16 protein-coding genes are annotated in these 16,962 nt (G+C 71.9%); 12 read left to right on the top strand and 4 right to left on the bottom strand.

The features are described 5' to 3' along the window. Nucleotide 1 precedes the first annotated feature (1 nt). The 8 genes from ABZ321_RS23910 to ABZ321_RS23875 all read left to right on the top strand — a co-directional run bounded on the left by ABZ321_RS23910 (nt 2) and on the right by ABZ321_RS23875 (nt 8,902). Complete coding sequence (locus ABZ321_RS23910; protein ID WP_344510869.1) at nt 2-1,183, top strand: lipid-transfer protein; 1,182 nt, start codon at nt 2-4, stop codon at nt 1,181-1,183. Nucleotides 1,184-1,289: 106 nt separating this feature from the next. Further along, complete coding sequence (locus tag ABZ321_RS23905) at nt 1,290-2,867, top strand: ABC transporter substrate-binding protein (protein WP_344510867.1); 1,578 nt, start codon at nt 1,290-1,292, stop codon at nt 2,865-2,867. 170 nt (nt 2,868-3,037) lie between these two features. After that, nucleotides 3,038-3,979 carry an ABC transporter permease gene (locus ABZ321_RS23900; RefSeq protein WP_344510865.1) on the top strand — a complete coding sequence of 314 codons (942 nt, stop codon included), beginning with the start codon at nt 3,038-3,040 and terminating at the stop codon, nt 3,977-3,979. Next, on the top strand, nt 3,976-4,950 hold the full coding sequence (locus ABZ321_RS23895) for an ABC transporter permease (protein ID WP_354894711.1): 975 nt from the start codon (nt 3,976-3,978) through the stop codon (nt 4,948-4,950). The genes ABZ321_RS23900 and ABZ321_RS23895 overlap by 4 nt, the downstream gene beginning before the upstream one ends. A 27-nt stretch (nt 4,951-4,977) precedes the next feature. Continuing rightward, complete coding sequence (locus ABZ321_RS23890; RefSeq protein ID WP_344510861.1) at nt 4,978-6,045, top strand: ABC transporter ATP-binding protein; 1,068 nt, start codon at nt 4,978-4,980, stop codon at nt 6,043-6,045. Then, entirely contained in the window at nt 6,045-6,878 is an 834-nt protein-coding gene (locus ABZ321_RS23885) for an ATP-binding cassette domain-containing protein (protein WP_344510859.1), read from the top strand. Before ABZ321_RS23890 ends, ABZ321_RS23885 begins: the two co-directional genes overlap by 1 nt. Before the next feature lie 3 nt (nt 6,879-6,881). Beyond that, nucleotides 6,882-8,357: an MmgE/PrpD family protein gene (locus ABZ321_RS23880; protein WP_344510857.1), complete on the top strand. Its 1,476-nt coding sequence runs from the start codon at nt 6,882-6,884 to the stop codon at nt 8,355-8,357. Continuing rightward, complete coding sequence (locus tag ABZ321_RS23875) at nt 8,354-8,902, top strand: nitroreductase/quinone reductase family protein (RefSeq protein ID WP_344510855.1); 549 nt, start codon at nt 8,354-8,356, stop codon at nt 8,900-8,902. Before ABZ321_RS23880 ends, ABZ321_RS23875 begins: the two co-directional genes overlap by 4 nt. On the opposite strand, the gene ABZ321_RS23870 is transcribed toward ABZ321_RS23875, so the two are convergent. Continuing rightward, complete coding sequence (locus ABZ321_RS23870; RefSeq protein WP_344510853.1) at nt 8,889-9,842, bottom strand: zinc-binding dehydrogenase; 954 nt, start codon at nt 9,840-9,842, stop codon at nt 8,889-8,891. The two genes, ABZ321_RS23875 and ABZ321_RS23870, sit on opposite strands and share 14 nt — an antisense overlap. A 10-nt stretch (nt 9,843-9,852) precedes the next feature. Beyond that, nucleotides 9,853-11,118 carry a MaoC family dehydratase N-terminal domain-containing protein gene (locus tag ABZ321_RS23865; protein WP_354894704.1) on the bottom strand — a complete coding sequence of 422 codons (1,266 nt, stop codon included), beginning with the start codon at nt 11,116-11,118 and terminating at the stop codon, nt 9,853-9,855. Nucleotides 11,119-11,239: 121 nt separating this feature from the next. Here ABZ321_RS23865 and ABZ321_RS23860 point away from each other — a divergent pair, with 121 nt between their 5' ends. Beyond that, nucleotides 11,240-12,043: a hypothetical protein gene (locus ABZ321_RS23860; protein WP_354894701.1), complete on the top strand. Its 804-nt coding sequence runs from the start codon at nt 11,240-11,242 to the stop codon at nt 12,041-12,043. Next, nucleotides 12,040-12,846, top strand: coding sequence for an SDR family NAD(P)-dependent oxidoreductase (locus ABZ321_RS23855; RefSeq protein WP_344510847.1), 807 nt, complete (start codon nt 12,040-12,042; stop codon nt 12,844-12,846). Before ABZ321_RS23860 ends, ABZ321_RS23855 begins: the two co-directional genes overlap by 4 nt. A 30-nt stretch (nt 12,847-12,876) precedes the next feature. Here ABZ321_RS23855 and ABZ321_RS23850 read toward each other — a convergent pair whose 3' ends face one another. Both ABZ321_RS23850 and ABZ321_RS23845 read right to left on the bottom strand, forming a co-directional pair. Further along, nucleotides 12,877-13,515, bottom strand: coding sequence for a nuclear transport factor 2 family protein (locus tag ABZ321_RS23850; RefSeq protein ID WP_344510845.1), 639 nt, complete (start codon nt 13,513-13,515; stop codon nt 12,877-12,879). Nucleotides 13,516-13,558: 43 nt separating this feature from the next. Continuing rightward, on the bottom strand, nt 13,559-14,776 hold the full coding sequence (locus tag ABZ321_RS23845) for an MFS transporter (RefSeq protein ID WP_344511112.1): 1,218 nt from the start codon (nt 14,774-14,776) through the stop codon (nt 13,559-13,561). Nucleotides 14,777-14,872: 96 nt separating this feature from the next. Here ABZ321_RS23845 and ABZ321_RS23840 point away from each other — a divergent pair, with 96 nt between their 5' ends. Then, nucleotides 14,873-15,772 (top strand): SDR family oxidoreductase, encoded by a 900-nt coding sequence (locus ABZ321_RS23840; protein ID WP_344510843.1) that lies wholly within the window; start codon nt 14,873-14,875, stop codon nt 15,770-15,772. 37 nt (nt 15,773-15,809) lie between these two features. Further along, on the top strand, nt 15,810-16,958 hold the full coding sequence (locus ABZ321_RS23835) for an acyl-CoA dehydrogenase family protein (protein WP_344511110.1): 1,149 nt from the start codon (nt 15,810-15,812) through the stop codon (nt 16,956-16,958). Nucleotides 16,959-16,962 lie beyond the last annotated feature (4 nt).

The following is a 16,962-nucleotide window of genomic DNA, read 5'->3' as shown; positions in this document are numbered from 1 at the left end:
CGTGACGGACAACTTCCTGTCGGGTCGCACCGCGATCGTCGGCATCGGCGCGACGGAGTTCTCCAAGGACTCCGGCCGCAGCGAGCTGCAGCTGGCCACCGAGGCCGTCCTGGCCGCCCTCGCCGACGCGGGCCTGAGCCCCGCCGACGTCGACGGTATGACGACCTTCACCATGGAGACCAACCCGGAGAACATGGTCGCCCGCAGCCTGGGCATCCCCGAGCTGAAGTTCTTCTCCCGGATCCCCTACGGCGGTGGCGGCGCCTGTGCCCCCGTCCAGCAGGCCGCCATGGCCGTCGCGAGCGGCATCGCCGACGTCGTCGTGGCCTACCGTGCCTTCAACGAGCGTTCCGGCGTGCGTTTCGGGCAGGGGCCGCCTCCGGCGAAGACCCAGGCCACCTCGGACAACGAGTACCGCTCCTGGGTCAACCCGTACGGTCTGCTCACGCCGGCCCAGCACACCGCGATGTTCGCCCGTCGCTACCTGCACAAGTACGGCGCGACCAGCGAGGACTACGGCCGGGTCGCCGTGCTCGCCCGCAAGCACGCCGCGAACAACCCCAAGGCGTGGTTCTACGGCAAGCCGCTCACCCTCGAGGAGCACCAGGCCTCCCGCTGGATCGCCGAGCCGCTGCACCTGTTCGACTGCTGCCAGGAGACCGACGGCGGCCAGGCGATGGTCATCGTCAGCGCCGAGCGCGCCAAGGACCTGCCGTCCACCCCGGCGTACATCGTCGGGGCGGCCCAGGGCCTGGGACCGGACCAGTACCAGATGGTCAGCTACTACCGGGAGGACCTGACCCGGATCCCCGAGGTCGAGCTCTGCGCCCAGCAGCTGTGGGCCCAGTCAGGCCTCGGACCCGCCGACATGGATGCGGCGATCCTCTACGACCACTTCACCCCGTACGTGCTCAACCAGCTCGAGGAGTACGGCTTCTGCGGCCGCGGCGAGGCCAAGGACTTCATCGCCGACGGCAACCTCGAGGTCACCGGCTCGCTGCCGACCAACACCCACGGCGGCCAGATCGGTGAGGCCTACCTGCACGGCACGAACGGCGTCGCGGAGGGCGTCCGTCTCGTCCGGGGCACCTCGACCAATCAGCCCGACGGCGTCCGCAACGTCCTTGTGACGGCGGGCGTCGGAGTACCGACCAGCGCCCTGATCTTGTCCGCGGACGGGTGAAACGCCGGGCGAGCGCCCGGTGGTCACCCCCCCACGGATCCCGCCCGGCAACCGCCGGGCGGACACCCCCTCTTGATCAATTCGGCTCGTGTTTTGGACGGGTGATATGGGTTTCATCAACAAAACTTGGGAGCGCGTCATCGCGCTGACGGCCGCCGGGGCGCTCGCCATGGTGGCCGGCTGCACCAGCACCAGCCCGACGGACAGCAGCAGCGGTTCCGGAGGCGAGATCGACACATCGGCCGTGCTCAAGTTCGCGTCGGCGGGTCCGTTACGCGACCTCGATCCGGCCCTCCAGACGAGCTACGGCGCCTGGGGCTACCTGTTCCTCGTGTGGGACCGGCTGACCATGCTGGACAAGGACGACAAGGTCGTCCCGGGTCTGGCCAAAGAGTGGAACTTCGTGGAGAACGGCAGCGTCCTGGAGCTCAAGCTGCGTGACGACGTGAAGTTCCACGACGGCACGCCGTTCGACGCCGAGGCCGTCAAGGCCAACATCGAGCGGGGCAAGACCCTCCAGGGCTCGACCCTCAAGAGCGACCTCGCCGACATCGAGACGGTCGAGGTCGCCAACCCGACGACCGTGCGCCTCAAGCTGGTCAAGGGCAAAGGCGTCCAGCTGCCCGCGTCCTTCACCGGCACGGCCGGCATGATGGTCAGCCCCAAGGCCATCAAGGACGGCGTCGACATCAAGACCAAGCCGGGCACCGCCGGCTCAGGCCCGTACATCGCCACCGAGCTCGTGCCCCAGGAGAAGCTCGTGCTCAAGCGGGCCGACAGCTACTGGGACCCGAACGTCGGCCGCCTCGGCGGCATCGAGCTGCAGCGCGTGCCCGACGCCGCGGCCCGCCTCAACGGCCTGCAGAGCGGCCAGATCGACCTGGCCCCGCTCAGCTCGGCCACGGAGATCGCCACGGTCCAGAAGATCGTCACCCCGGGCAGCGGTCTGCAGAAGCACGAGGTGAAGTTCAAGAACCTCGTCGGCATCTACCTGCGCGCCAACAAGGGCGACGTCAGCAAGCTCGAGGTCCGCCAGGCGATCGCCCACGCGGTCGACCCGGCGGCGATCAGCGCGCTCTTCAGCGGCACCTGCACGCCGACGCGCCAGGTCGTCCCCGAGACGGACCCGAGCCGCGTGCCGAACTACACCTACCCGTTCGAGTTCAGCGTCGACAAGGCCAAGGCCCTGGTGCAACAGGCCGGCGGCGCCAAGGTGACCGTCACCTTCGCCGCGGGCACGAACGCCGAGCAGCCGGCCAACGTCGTGCAGGCGTCGCTGCGGGCCGTCGGCATCGACGCGACGCTCAACCCCGTGCCCAACACCGAGAACGAGCCGCGCTTCATCGCAGGCGACTTCGAGCTCATGGTCGGCACGTCGTGGAGCCCGAAGGCCGACCCGGCGGCGACGGTGAACACCTACCTGCTCAACACCTACAAGCTCGCCGCGAACCCCTCGCTCATCGAGGCCAAGGCAGCCGAGGCCGCCAACCCCATGCTGTCGATGGACAAGCGCGCCCCGCTGTACCAGGACATCTGGAAGACGACGCTCGAACAGGTCTGGTTCCTGCCGCTGTGCAACCAGACCATCGCGAACGTCGCGAAGTCGAACGTCGTCGGCATCGACAACATCCCCATGTCGAACATCGGCATCTGGGATCTGCGCAACATCGCCGTCAAGAAGTAACCGCCGCTCCTGACCACCCGGTGGTGTCGCCGCCGGGTGGTCAGGGCCACCCGCTGTGGCCAGGGCCGGCGGCGACACCCCAGCACGGCCTCGCCGGCACCAGGCCGTGCGGGACTCACACCCCAGGCGCCACCAGGCGCCGCGTGCCACGCTCTGAGCCGAGGTAAGAGATGCTCCGATACGCCGGCAGGCGACTGCTCGCAGCGATACCCCTGCTGTTCTTCGTCCCGTTGCTCGTCTTCGCTCTGATCGAGCTCGCCCCGGGGGACCCGGCCACCATCCTCGCCGGTGACGAACCGACCCCGGAACGCATCGCGGCGATCCGTGAGGAACTCGACCTCAACGATCCGGTCCTGCTCCGCTACATCCAGTGGATCGGCGGCGTCCTGCACGGCAACCTCGGCACGTCCTTCGTCTCGGACCAGAGCGTGACCGACCTGCTGACGCGACGGATGGCGACGACGATGTCGCTGGTGCTCGTCGCGATGATCTTCGCCGTCGTGCTCGGGACCGCCCTGGCGCTCGCGGCCACGCTGCGCTCCGGCGGCATCGTCGACCGGGCCGTCAACTGGTTCGCCTCGATCGCGATCGCCATCCCGGGCTTCTGGTTCGGCCTCGTGCTCGTCTCGGTGTTCGCGGTCGGGCTGCAGATGTTCCCGGCGTTCGGCTTCCAGCCGCTGTCCGCCGGCTTCTGGCCGTGGCTGTCGCACCTCATCCTGCCCGGCTTCGCCCTCGGTCTGCTCCCGGCCGCCGAGGTGACCCTGCAGCTGCGCTCGGCGCTCGGGCAGGTCATGAAGACCGACTACATCCTCAACGCCGAGGCCAAGGGCCTGTCGCGCACCAGCGTCGTGTTCAAGCACTCCCTGAAGAACGCGTGCATCCCCGTCATCACCGTCCTCGGCTTCCGCGTCGCGGAGGTCCTCGCCGGATCGGTGACCATCGAGATGATCTACAACATGCCGGGCCTCGGGCGCACCGCCGTCGAGGCCGTGCAGGGGCGCGACGTCCCGGTCCTGCTCGGCTTCGTCCTGTTCAGCACGACGATCGTCGTGCTCGTCAACCTCATCGTCGACATCTCCTACGGCTACTTCAACCCGAAGGTACGCTCATGAGCGCGAAGCGGACCCCGACGTCCCCGGGGCCAGGGCACGACTCGCACGGAGCCGGCACGCCTGCGGACGGCCTCGCCGGGACCGCGGCCGAGGTGCCCACGGCGGACATCGGCACGAGCGACCCGGAGCCGGCCGCGGTTCCCGGCATCCTCAAGAGCATCGTGCGGCGCCCCACGACGATCGCGGCCGGAGCCTTCCTGCTCGTGCTGACGCTCATCGCGATCCTCGCCCCGGTGCTGGCGCCGCACGACCCCGACGTGCAGAACCTGCTGCTGCGGCTCAAGCCGCCGAGCGCCGAGCACTGGCTGGGGACCGACGACTACGGCCGGGACGTGCTCAGCCGGCTCATCTTCGGGGCGCGGGTCTCGCTGTGGGCGGCGCTGCAGGCCGCGGCCGTCGCGCTCGTGCTCGGCCTGCCCTTCGGCATGATCGCGGGCTACCGCGGCGGCTGGATCGACACGATCCTCACCCGCATCATGGACGCGATCATGAGCGCTCCGTCGCTCGTGCTGGCCATCACCATCGTCGCGGTCCTCGGCTCCGGCATCACCAACGCGATGCTCGCCATCGGCCTGGTCATGGCCCCGCGCTTCTTCCGGGTGGCCCGCGCCGGCACGATGGACGTGCGGCACGAGACCTACATCGAGGCCTCGATCGCCCTGGGGTGCAGCACCCTGCGCACGACGGTGCGGCACGTGCTGCCCAACGTGCTGCCGCCGATCATCCTCGTCATCTCGGTGTCGCTGGGCACCGCCGTCGCGGCCGAGGCGAGCCTGAGCTTCCTCGGGCTGGGCGTGAAGGCCCCCGCGGCCAGCTGGGGCTCGATGCTCTCCACGGCCTCCTCGAACATTCGCCTCGCGCCGTACCTCGTGTGGCCACCCGGCATGATGATCTTCCTCACCGTCCTCGCCTTCACCTACGTCGGTGACGGTGTCCGCCGCGCTCTCGTGCGCACCCGGTCGGGCAACTGACCGGTCCGGCAACAAACAGGAGCTGACATGGCAGGGAAACGGGCGGCCGGCGTGATGGCCCACACCGGGAACGACGCCACCGGCGCGGCGGCGGACCTCCTGCGAGTGGAGAACCTCAACGTCGAGTTCCGCTCCCCCTCGGGTGGGTGGCAGACGACCGTCCAGGACGTCTCGTTCTCGCTGAAGCCGGGCGGGTCGATGGCGCTCGTCGGCGAGTCCGGTTCCGGCAAGACGGTGACCTCGGTCGCGGTGATGGGTCTGACCGGGGCGACGGGCGGGCGGATCGCCTCGGGCCGGATCGTCTTCGACGGCCGGGACCTCACCGCAGGCACGCAGAAGCAGTGGCGGGACCTGCGTGGCCCCGGCATGGGCATGATCTTCCAGCAGCCGATCCGCAGCCTGAACCCGGCCTACACCGTCGGGGACCAGATCGCGGAGTCGGTGCGCAAGCACCTGGGCCTGAACCGCAAGCAGGCCCGGGCCCGCGCCGTCGAGATGCTCGAGATGGTGCAGATCCCGCGGGCGGCGCAGCGGGTCGACGAGTACCCGCACGCGTTCTCCGGCGGCATGTGCCAGCGCGTCATGATCGCGATGGTCATGGCGTGCAACCCGCGCCTGCTCATCGCCGACGAGCCGACGACGGCGCTCGACGTGACGGTGCAGGAGCGGATCCTGGAGCTGTTGCGCGACCTGCAGGAGCAGACCGGGGTGGCGCTGCTGTTCGTCAGCCACGACCTCGCGGTGGTGGCCGAGCTGTGCCAGCAGGTGGTGGTCATGTATGCCGGCGAGGTGGCCGAGAACGCGCCCGCCGAGAAGATCTTCTTCAACCCGCGGCACCCGTACACCTCCGGCCTGATCGGGTCGATCCCGAAGCCGGGCCTGAGCACCGACCGGCGGCTGCGCGCGATTCCCGGTGGTATCCCGGCCCCGGGTGCCTGGCCGCACGGGTGCCGGTTCAGCAGCCGGTGCGCGTTCGCCGAGCCGGGCCGGTGCGACGTGGCCCACCCGGGCCTGATCCGTATGGACGGCGCCGGTGAGCACGACGTGCGATGCGTGCGTGCCGCGGAGCTCTCTCTGGATGGAGTGACGGTCTGATGAGCCTGCTCGAGGTCAGGAACCTCACGAAGTCGTTCAGCTCCGGCAGGGACTGGCTCGGCCGGCGTACGAAGTGGTCGCACGCGGTCAAGGGGGTGAGCTTCGCCCTGGAGCGCGGTGAGTGCCTCGCGGTCGTCGGTGAGTCCGGCGCGGGCAAGTCGACGGTCGGGCGCATGGTGCTGCGCCTCATCGAGCCGGACTCCGGATCGGTGACCTTCGACGGGGTCGACGTGCTGGCCACGAAGCCGAAGCAGCTGCGCGAGCTGCGCCAGCGGATGCAGATGATCTTTCAGGATCCGTACAGCTCGCTCGATCCGCGGATGACGATCAAGGACGCGGTCGCCGAGCCGCTTCTCGTGCACACCGACAAGGACCGTGCCACGCGTGAGCGGGAGGCGGCCGAGCTGCTCGACAGGGTCGGCATCGGATCACGCTATCTGGGGCGCTACCCGGCCGAGCTGTCCGGCGGGCAGCTGCAGCGGGTCGCGATCGCACGGGCGCTGACGATGAAGCCGAGCCTCATCGTGTGCGACGAGCCGGTCGCGGCGCTGGACGTGTCGGTGCGGGCGCAGGTGCTCAACCTGCTGCTGGACCTGAAGGAGGAGCTGGGTCTGGCGTACCTGTTCGTCTGCCACGACCTGGCGCTCGTCGAGGTCATCGCCGACCGGGTCATGGTGATGGCGTCCGGTGAGGTCGTGGAGGCGGACACGACGGCGCAGATCTTCGGCAATCCGCAGCAGGAATACACGAAGAAGCTGCTCGCGGCGATTCCGCTGCCGCTGCCGCGGGACGCGCAGGGCAACCGGCTCGTCGCGCCGGGAAAGGTGGGCTGAACGGTGACCGCTACGACGGGACCGACGCGGACGCAGCTGCTCGCGCGGTTCGCGACGACGACCCACGACGAGGACATCCCCGCGCCGGTGCGTGACTACGGCAAGCTCGTCCTGCTCGACTCGCTCATCTGTGGTCTGGCGGCGGTGCGGTTACGGCGTAGCCGCATGGTCCAGCAGGTCGCCGCCCGGTTCGGCGGCCCGGCCGAGGCGACGGTGTTCGGGTTGGGGCAGCGGGTCGCGGCGATCAACGCCGTGCACGCCAACGCGGACATGATGAACGCGTTGGATGCGGACGACACCTTCTTCAACTCGGCGCACTTCGCGGTGTTCGGGGTCGCGGCCGGACTGGCCGAGGCCGAGCGGCTGCACGCCGGCGGAGCGAGCCTGTTGCGCGCGAGCATCCTCGCCTTCGAGATCAACGCGCGGCTGAACCTGTCGACCTCCCTCATGGCCTTCGAGGACGGGCAGTTCCGCTGGTCGCCGCTGTCGTCGCACGGCTACGCCTCGATGGGCACGGCCGCGGCGTGCGCCGTGGTCGGCGGCTGGGAGCCCGAGCGCCTGGCGCACGCGCTCGGCCTGATCGCCTGGCTGGCCCCGCCGGCGAAGAACACCTACCTGGCCGAGCGGCGCTCGTTCAACGCGTTCAAGTACGGCCCGTACGGTGCGATCGCGCAGGCCGGGATGCTCGGCGCGGCGCTCGCCGAGGAGGGGTACACCGGCGACCTGGACGTGCTGGACCGCACTCCGGGCTTCATCGAGGCGATGGGCTTCCTCGGGGGTGAGCGGCACGAGATGGTCGCCGGCCTGGGGTCGACGTGGTGGATCAGCGAGACCTCGCTCAAGCCGTACCCGACGTGCCGCTTCACCCACGCCGCGCTCGACGCGATCCGCGCGTTCCCGAACACCCACGGTGTGCCGGTGTCGCAGATCGAGTCCATGGAGATCCGGCTGAGCCCGGCGGCCTACCGGACGTTGCAGTTCCGGGAGCCGGCCCAGCAGATTCCGGACACGCTCGGCGCGCCGCTGGACGGCGCCTTCAACATGCCGTACGCAGCGGCGCTGGTGCTGCTCGGGTACGCCCCGGGTCCGCAGTGGTACGACCCGCAGCGGCTGGCCGACCCTGCGGTGTGGGACCTGGCGCGCCGGATCACGACGGCGCCGGACCCGGTGCTCGACGCGGAGTGGGAGGCCGATCTCAAGGAGCACCCGGGCGGTCAGATCCGCCGGACGCGGGGTGCGCTGACGATCAGGGCCGGTGGCCGGGAGTACGTTGTCGAGTCGGACTTCGCCCAGGGCGACCCGTGGGACGAGGCGACCCGGGCGGACTGGGACTTCGTGGCCGGCAAGCTGGCGACGTTCTGCGACGGGATTCTCGATGCGGGCACGCAGGAGCAGCTCGTCGAGGTGGTCCGGGGTATCGAGGACGTCGCCGACGTCGCCGAGACGTTGTCACCGTTGCTGGCCCGGGCGGCGCAATGAGCCGCCGGGACCGCATCGGTGCGGAGACGAGGTCGTTCGCCTCCTACGGCCGGCCGTGGCTGGTGGTCATCCGTGGGCCGCGCGGGATGGCGTTCGACCGGTTCCTCGTGCGACGGACCGGGTTCTCGCTCGTGTCGTTGCAGTACGCGCTGGCGGGCAGGTTCCCGTACAACCCCACGCTGCTGCTGACGACGGTGGGCCGCCGGTCGGGGCAGCTGCGCGACGCGGCGTTGCCGTACGTGCCGTACGGGCCGGACCTGGTGGTCGTCGGCTCCAAGGGCGGCGGCCCGACGGATCCGGCCTGGGTGGTCAATGCGCGTCACCACGAACTGTGCTGGATCGTCCTGCGGCGCAAGACGATCGCGGTGCGGGCGCGGGTGACCGACGGGGAGCGCGACCCGGAGCTGCTGGCGCACGTCGTGGCGCACAAGCCGAATGTGGCGCGCTACGTCGAACGGGCCGCGGGATTCGGACGGCAGATCCCGCTCGTCGTGCTGTCCGCCGTGTCGGGTGAGTCGCTCACCCAGGGTCTCAAGCGGTCGTGAGGACGATCCGCCCGACGAAGTCGGAGGCCTCCAGCTGGTCGTGCGCGGCCGCGGCCTGATCGAGCGGGTGCGTGGCGGCGATCGCGGGGGCGGCGGTGACGGCCGAGAGGGTGAGGGCCTCGCACAGCTGGCGGGCCACCGCCTCGGGCCCGGGCCGCCCGATGCCGCGCAGCGTCCAGCCCTTGACCATGAGCCGACCCAGGTGCAGGTGGGCGTGGCTGCCGGCGGTGACGCCGCAGGTGACCAGCCGCCCGCCGGGGGCGAGGATCTTGAGCACGTCGGACCACAAGGTGCCACCGACCGACTCGACGATGACGTCGGCCTCGCCGCCGGGCAGGGCGGCACGCAGGGCGTCCACGACGTCCGGGCGGTAGTGGTCCACGGCGTCGAGGGCGCCGAGGGCGCGCACGGCGTCAGCCTTCGCCGGGGCGCTGGTACCGATGACGCGCGCGCCCAGGTGGTGGGCGTACTGGACGGCGAAGGTGCCGACGGCGCCGGCGGCGGCCACGACGAGGACCCGGTCGCCGGGGCGCACCCCGGCGAGGTTGATGACCGCGTCGTAGGCGGTGCGTCCGGCGGTGGGCACCGCGGCGGCGTGGACGGCGTCGAGCGCGACCGGCCGTGGGAAACAGTGCGTGGCCGGGACGACGGCGAGCTCGGCGTGGGTGCCGGTGGTCAGCCCGACGACCGCGTCGCCGGGAGTGAAGCCGGTGACGCCGGGGCCGGTCCGTACGACGGTGCCGGCGACGTCCCGGCCGAGGATCGTCGGCCCGGTGACCGCCATGCCGTGGGTGCCGCGACGGATGTAGGTGTCGACCCGGTCCAGACTCGCTGCCTGGACCTTCACGAGCACCTGACCGGGGCCGGGCGTCGGGGCCTCGAGCCGGCCGAGACGCAGGCTGTCGGGGGAGCCGGAGTCGAGGACGTAGCTGGCGAGCACGGGGCTCCTCTCAGAGCAGGGCGAGGGTGGCGGAGGCGATGACGTGGTCACCGAGGCTGTTGGTGCCGCGGACGTCGACGGTGACGTGCGTTCCCCCGCTGGCCTCGGGCGCTCGCTGCAGGCCGGTGACGACACCGTCGAGGGTGAGGGTGTCGCCGGGGTGGTTCTGCGCGGCGAGGCGGGTGCGGAAGCCGACGACGCGAGCTTCCGGCCCGGCCCAGTCGGTGAGGTAGCAGTTGACCAGCGCGCTCGAGCCGAGGATGTTCATGTAGACGTCGCGGGCGCCTCGTTCGTGGGCCGCGTCGCGGTCGAGGTGCACGTCGTTGAAGTCGAAGGTCGCGGTGGCCAGTGCCGCGATGGACAGCTGGGTGACGGGGACCGGCCAAGGGGGGAGGCGCTGCCCGGTGCTCACCTCGGCTGCGGTGCGGGTGCCCGTGCGGCGTTCGGGTCGCGGGGCGGTGAGCACCGGCAGGACCTGGCCGTCGCGGGTGCGTCGGTGGGCCACGACGACCGGCATGCCGTCGTGCACGAGGTCGGGGCGCAGGTCCACGACGTCTGCGGTGAGGCGGGTCCCGTCGGCGAGCTCGGCGGTGCCGACGAGGTAAGGGCGCTCGTCGAGAGGGGCGGCGGCGTAGCCGGGTTGCAGGTGCGCGGTCAGGGTGCCGGTGGTGCCGGCAGGCGGCAGGTCGGCCGCGGCGGCGCCGACCGGGCGTACCGGCCGGGCGAGGCGGTCCCCGGGTGTCGCGGGGACCTCGGTGCGGGTCGCCGGGTTCCAGCGCAGCATCCGCAGGACGACGCGTCCGACCGGCTCGCCCTCGACGGTGCGGTACTCGCTGACGAGGTCGACAAAGTGGCCCTGGCCGAGGCGGGTGGACTTCTGCGGGGAGACCGCGCCGATGGAGGGGAACTGCTCGAGGTGGTCGCCGACGCGCAGCGGGCGCACGTAGGTGTGCTCCGTCTGCACCGCGGCCACCGAGGTGAAGCCGCGCTCGGCGAGGACCTCGTTGACCCGGTCGAGGCTCTCGGCGTGGCGGTGGCTGCGCCGGTTGCCCGGCAGGGTCCACATGTTCAGTGAGGTCGCCGGTGCCACGATGCCGCCCCAGGCGGAGCGGGCGGCCCACTGGGGGTCCTGGTAGGCGGGGTTCTCGTCGCCGACGGCGTCGCACCAGATACGGATGGCGGCCTCGGTGACCGGGTCCTTGGCCCGGCGGGGTGGGTCAGCGAGACCGATCAGGGCGTCGAGCCGGGCACGGAAGGCCGCGTCGCTGGCGGTCATGGGGCTCCTTCGCGGACGATACGGTCAACCAAGCGCTTGCTTGACTGTAGGAGGGGGTCGCCCTAGGGTCAAGGCTCAGCGGTCGAACGAGCCGCACCGCCCACCCGCGAGAGGGCCGGAAGTGATCCCGAGCACCCCAGAGACCGCCACCCGCGCGTTCTTCTCGTTCCCGAAGGTGACCGACCCCGCCCGCCACCGCGACTACAACGCGTGGCACCAGCTCGACCACCGCCCCGAGAACCTCGCCCTGCCCGGCGTCGTCCACGGTGACCGCTGGGTGCGCACCCCCGCGTGCGAGCGGCTCGGCAGCTACCCCGACGCCGCACTCGCCGGCAGTCAGTACATGGCGATGTACTGGTTCGCCGAGCCGGCCGCTGACTCGATCCACGAGTGGAAGGACCTCGGCGACCGGGCGATCCACCAGGGCCGGCGACCGGAGCTGGCCTGGACCGAACGGCCGATGACCCGGATGTTCCGCCCCGTCCAGGGCTACGTGGCCCCTCGTGCGCTCGTCACCCTCGCCGCGCTGCCGTTCCGGCCCAACCGCGGGGTGCACGTCGAGGTGAGCCGGGTCGAGACCTCGCAGCACCCCGATGTGGCCGACCTGTCCCAGTTCGAGCACGAGACCCAGGTGCCCGACCTGCTCGCGCGCGACGGCGTCGCGGGCGTGTGGACCTTCCGCAGCGCCCCGAGCGGCAGCAACCCCACCGGGCCGGTCGTGCGGATCCGGCTCATCTACCTCGAGGCCGACCCGGTCGAGTTCACGCGGGCCCTGGCCGCGGACCCGCTGCCCGCCCCGCCCGCGGCGCTCGCCGGCACGGCCAGCCCGCTGCTCACCGGGCCCCTGGCCACCATCACCCCCTGGGTGTGGGACTGGTTCGACGAGCCCGCCGCCGCGGCGACGGACAGCGTGGCCCGGGGATGAGCGAGGTCACCGGCCTGCTCGAGCGCTACGGGCCATGGGCGCTGGTCGTCGGCGGTTCCGAGGGGGTCGGCGCCGCCTTCGCCGACCAACTGGCCCGGGCCGGCCTCGGCGTCGTGCTCGTCGCCCGCAAGCCCGAGGTCCTCAACGAGGTCGCCGACCGGGTCCGGTCCCACGGGGCCCCGTGCCGCGCGCTCGCCCTGGACCTGCTCGACGCGGACGCGACCACCAGGATCGTCGAGGCCGTCGCCGATCTCGACCTCGGCCTGCTCGTCCTCAACGCCGGCGCGAACACCTACCGCAGCCGCTTCGTCGAGGCGGATCCCGCCCGGGTCCAGGCCGTCATCGACCTCAACGTCACCCGCCCGCTGGAGCTCTGCCGGGAGCTCGGTGCCCGGCTCGCCGCGCGTGGCCGCGGCGGCATCCTCGTCGTCGGCTCCTCGGCCGGCTACCTCGGCCACGCCGACATCAGCATCTACGCCGCGGCGAAGTCCTTCGCCCGGATCTTCACCGAGGGCCTGTGGCTCGAGCTCGGACAGGTCGGCGTCGACGTGCTGCACCTCGTGCTCGGGCTCACCGCCACCCCCGCCATGGAGCGGGCCGGCCTCGACCTGACCGGCGCAGCCGACCCGGCCGATGTCGCCGCCCAGGGGCTGGCCGCCATGGGTGCCGGCCCGGTGCACGTCGTGCGCCAGCAGGCCGAGGTCGTCGCGCGGCGCTCCGCTGCGGACCGGGCCGCCCTGGTCGCCGGCAATTACCGCGGGATGCGCGCGATGCTCGGCCGATCGAGCCCCGACCCGACCTGACGGCCCGGGGCGACGACCCGCACGGACGACTCAGGACCCGCCGTGCGGGTCCGGCTCACCGGCCCCGGGACCCGGGCCGCCGGGCGGCCACGGGCGGCTGACCGGGTCGGACCCGTCGCGGGCTCCCCGCAGCGAGGCGTCGGGGATCGGCCACTGTCCGGCGAGGTCGTCGACCCGCTGCCACTCCGAGACGGTCAGGCGTTCCTGCACCCGCCACTCACCCGCGCGGCGGGTGACGAGGTCGACGTAGCGGAACCCGCTGACGATGTTGCCGTGCGGCGGCTCGGACGTGCTGCGCTGCAACGCGATGCCGTACGTCTCGGCCCGGGCCCGGTCCGGCTGCGCCGGGTCGAGCTCGACCAGGACGTTCGTCAGGTAGTGCATCGTCATGGTGCGCCGCGCCACGAGCGCGAAGACCACGTCAAGCGTCGTGTCCCGGTCGGCCACGGTCCCGCCGAGGGTGATCCGGGCGTCCGGATGGAAGGCGCTCGCTGCCAGGTCCCGGTCCATCCGGTCCACCCCGCGCGCGTAGCGCAGCAGGGCCCGCTCGATGGCCCGCTCGGCGAGCAGTACGTCCAGCTCGCCCGGGCCGGACCGGAAGGGCTGGGGGACGCCGGCGGTCGCGGGCCGCGTCGCCGCGGGTGTGGTCGGGCGGGACCGGTCGGTCACGGCGAACTCCTGGAAGTGAGCGGTGAACAACGGGGGAGGTCGGTCATGTCGCGGGCACGGGGTCGCTGTCCCCGCGGCGGCGCAACCGCACGAGCACCGCGGCCGCCATGGCCAGGCACGCGGCGGCGTACAGCAGGAAGGCGGTCGCGGAGCCGAACCACGTGCTCAGCCCGCCGAGCAGGAGGGCACCGAACGGCATACCGCCCCAGCCGAGGAAGTAGAGGCTCATCACCCGGCCGCGCTGCGCGTCGTCGACGACCCGCTGGACGATCGTCTGCAGGGTCACCATGGTGCCGATGCTGAACGCGCCGCACAGCAGCGCGGCCCCCGCGAGCAGGGGCACTGTCGGCGCCGTGCCGAGCAGTGCGGTGCTGACGGCGAGCAGGCCGAGGATGATCGCGGCGTGCCGCACGGTCGCGATGCGCTTGGAGAGCCGGGCGACGACGAGGACCCCCATGAGCGAGCCCAGCCCGGTCAGGGCCACGAGCATGGGGAAGACCGTGTCCGGGTGGTCCGAGGTCGAGGCCGCCCGGACGGCGAGCTGGGTCGTGAAGGCGCACCCGAAGAACGCGTTCACCCCGACGATGGTCAGGCAGAGGGCGGCCGGTGGCCGCTGCAGGGCGTGCCGGATGCCGGCGCTGACCTGCGCGGTCAGGCTCTCCCGGACCATCGGGACGGCCGGCGGGACGCGACGGGTCCGGATGGCGAACGCGGCCGCGACCGAGGCGAGGCTGAGCGTGGCGTACATCATGAACGTGCCCAGCGCTCCCCAGGCCACGAGGATCAGCCCGGCGACGGCAGGGCCGATCGAGCGGGCGAGGTTGAGCCCGGCAGCCTGGAGCGGGACGGCGGTGCCGAGCGCCTCGGCCGGGACGGTGTTGGCCACGAGGGCCTGGGTCACCGGCGACAGGAAGCTGATCCCGGTGCCGGCGAGGAAGGCGAGCCCGAGCAGCACGGGCAGGTCGGCGATCTCGGCCGCGACCGTCGCCGCGCAGACCCCGGCCAGGACGCTGACCGCCAGGAGCACACCGATCTGCAGCCGCCGCCGGTCGAAGGCGTCGGCGAGCACCCCGGCCGGGATGGAGAAGAGGGTGTACGGCACGAGCAGGCAGAAGAAGAGTGCGCCCATCGTCGCCGGGGTGCCGTCGACCTCGGAGAGCACCGACTGGAAGGCGATGTTGCAGCCCCAGTAGCCGCCCTGCGACAGCACCAGGGTCAGGAGCACGAAGCGGAAGTCTCGGAATCGCAGTGCCGAGAACATTCCCACGTCATCGCCGTCCTTCTGGTCGTTTTCCGCACCCTACCAAGCGCTTGCTTGCATCACCAGTGCGGGTGTGGTTGTCTGGCCGCACCTCGAGTGAAAGGACGTGTGGTGGGCGGCTTCTGCGCAGGACGCACGGTGATCGTGACCGGTGCCGGACAGGGACTGGGCCGGGCCCATGCCCTCGAGTTCGCCCGGCAGGGCGCCGACGTCGTCGTCAACGACATCGACAGCAACCGGGCGGCGGCCCAGGCCGTCGTCGACGAGATCCTCGCGTCCGGCGCCCGAGCGGTCGTCAGCACCGGCGACGTCAGCGACTGGTCCTACGGTGAGCGCCTCGTGCGCGAGGCCGTCGAGACCTTCGGCGGGCTGCACACCCTCGTGAACAACGCCGGCATCAACCGCGACCGGATGCTGGTCAACATGAGCGAGCAGGAGTGGGACCTCGTCCTGCAGGTCGACCTCAAGGGCCACTTCGTGCCGATGCGCCACGCCGCCGCCTACTGGCGGGACGAGGCCAAGGCCGGCCGCCAGGTCGCCGCGCGCGTCGTCAACACGTCCTCCGGCGCCGGGCTCATGGGCAGCGTCGGGCAGGGCAACTACGGCGCCGCCAAGGCCGGGATCGCCGCCCTGACCCAGATCGCGGCCGCCGAGTGGGCCCGCTACGGCATCGTGGTCAACGCGATCGCCCCCTCGGCCCGCACCCCGATGACCGAGGCCGTCTTCGCCGAGGCGATGGCCGCCCCCGAGACGGGATTCGACGCGATGGACCCGGCCAACGTCTCCCCACTCGTGGTCTGGCTCGGTTCCGACGCCGCGCGGGCCGTGACCGGCGCCGTCTTCGAGGCCGCCGGCGGTGAGGTCTCGCTCGCCGACGGCTGGCGCCACGGGCTGGCCGCCACCAAGGGTGAGCGGTGGGAGCCGGAGGAGCTCACCGGCGCGATCGCGGACCTCATCGCCCGCTCCGAGCCGCCGACCCCCGTCTACGGCGCCTGACATGGGTTCGGAGGCGGCGCGGGCCACCGGAGCACCGGTGAGCGACGAGCAGTTCCGGGCCGAGATCCGCGGCTGGCTCCACGAGGCCCTCACCGGGCCGTTCGCCGAGGCCGTCGGCACCGGCGGCGAGGGGCGCGAGCACGAGGCGCACGAGTTGCGCCGCGAGTGGGAGCGTCACCTGGGCAGGGCCGGCTGGATCGGTCTCGGCTGGCCCAGCGAGTACGGCGGACGCCCGGCGACCCTGGCCCAGCAGGTCATCTTCCACGAGGAGTACGCCCGCGCCGGCGCCCCCGGCCGGCTCGGGCACATGTCCGAGCAGCTGCTCGGCCCGACCCTGCTCGCCTTCGGCACGCCGGAGCAGAAGGCGCGGTTCCTGCCCGGCATCACCAGCGGCGAGGACATCTGGTGCCAGGGCTACTCCGAGCCCGACGCCGGCTCGGACCTCGCCGGGGTCCGCACCCGCGCCGAGCGACGGGGCGACACCTACGTCATCACCGGGCAGAAGGTGTGGACCTCGCTCGCGCACCTGGCCGACTGGTGCTTCGTCCTTTGCCGCACCGACCCCGACTCGACCCGCCATGCGGGCCTGTCCTGCCTGCTCGTGCCGATGGACCAGCCCGGGATCACGGTGCGCCCCATCACCCAGCTGACCGGCACGAGCGAGTTCAACGAGGTCTTCTTCGACGGAGCCGTCGCCGCCGCCGAGCACCGCGTCGGCGCCGAGGGCGCGGGCTGGAAGGTCGCCATGGGCACGCTGGGCTTCGAGCGCGGCGTGTCCACCCTCGGTCAGCAGATCGGCTTCCGCCGGCGGCTCGACGCCGTCATCGCCCGGGCCCACGACAACGGCGCCTGGCAGGACCCGGCGCTGCGGGACCGCTTGATCGACGCCTACATCGGGCTGCAGGTGATGCGGCACTCGGCGGTGCGGCTGCTGGCGTCCGCCGGTGAGGGGCTGTCCGGCCTGGAGGCGTCGATCTCCAAGCTGCAGTGGGCGACGTGGAACCGCTCGCTCGGCGAGCTCGCGGTCGACGTCGAGGGGGCCGGGGCGCTGCTCACCGGGCCTGCGTACGAGCTGGACGACGCCCAGACCCATTTCCTCTTCAGCCGCGCCAACACGATCTACGGCGGCTCCAACGAGATCCAGCGCAACATCATCGCCGAGCGCCTGCTCGGCCTGCCGCGATGAGGTG

Source organism: Dactylosporangium sp. NPDC006015 (assembly GCF_040614215.1).
GTDB classification, from domain to species: Bacteria; Actinomycetota; Actinomycetes; order Mycobacteriales; family Micromonosporaceae; genus Dactylosporangium; species Dactylosporangium maewongense.
This window is presented reverse-complemented; position numbering and strand designations above follow the sequence as displayed.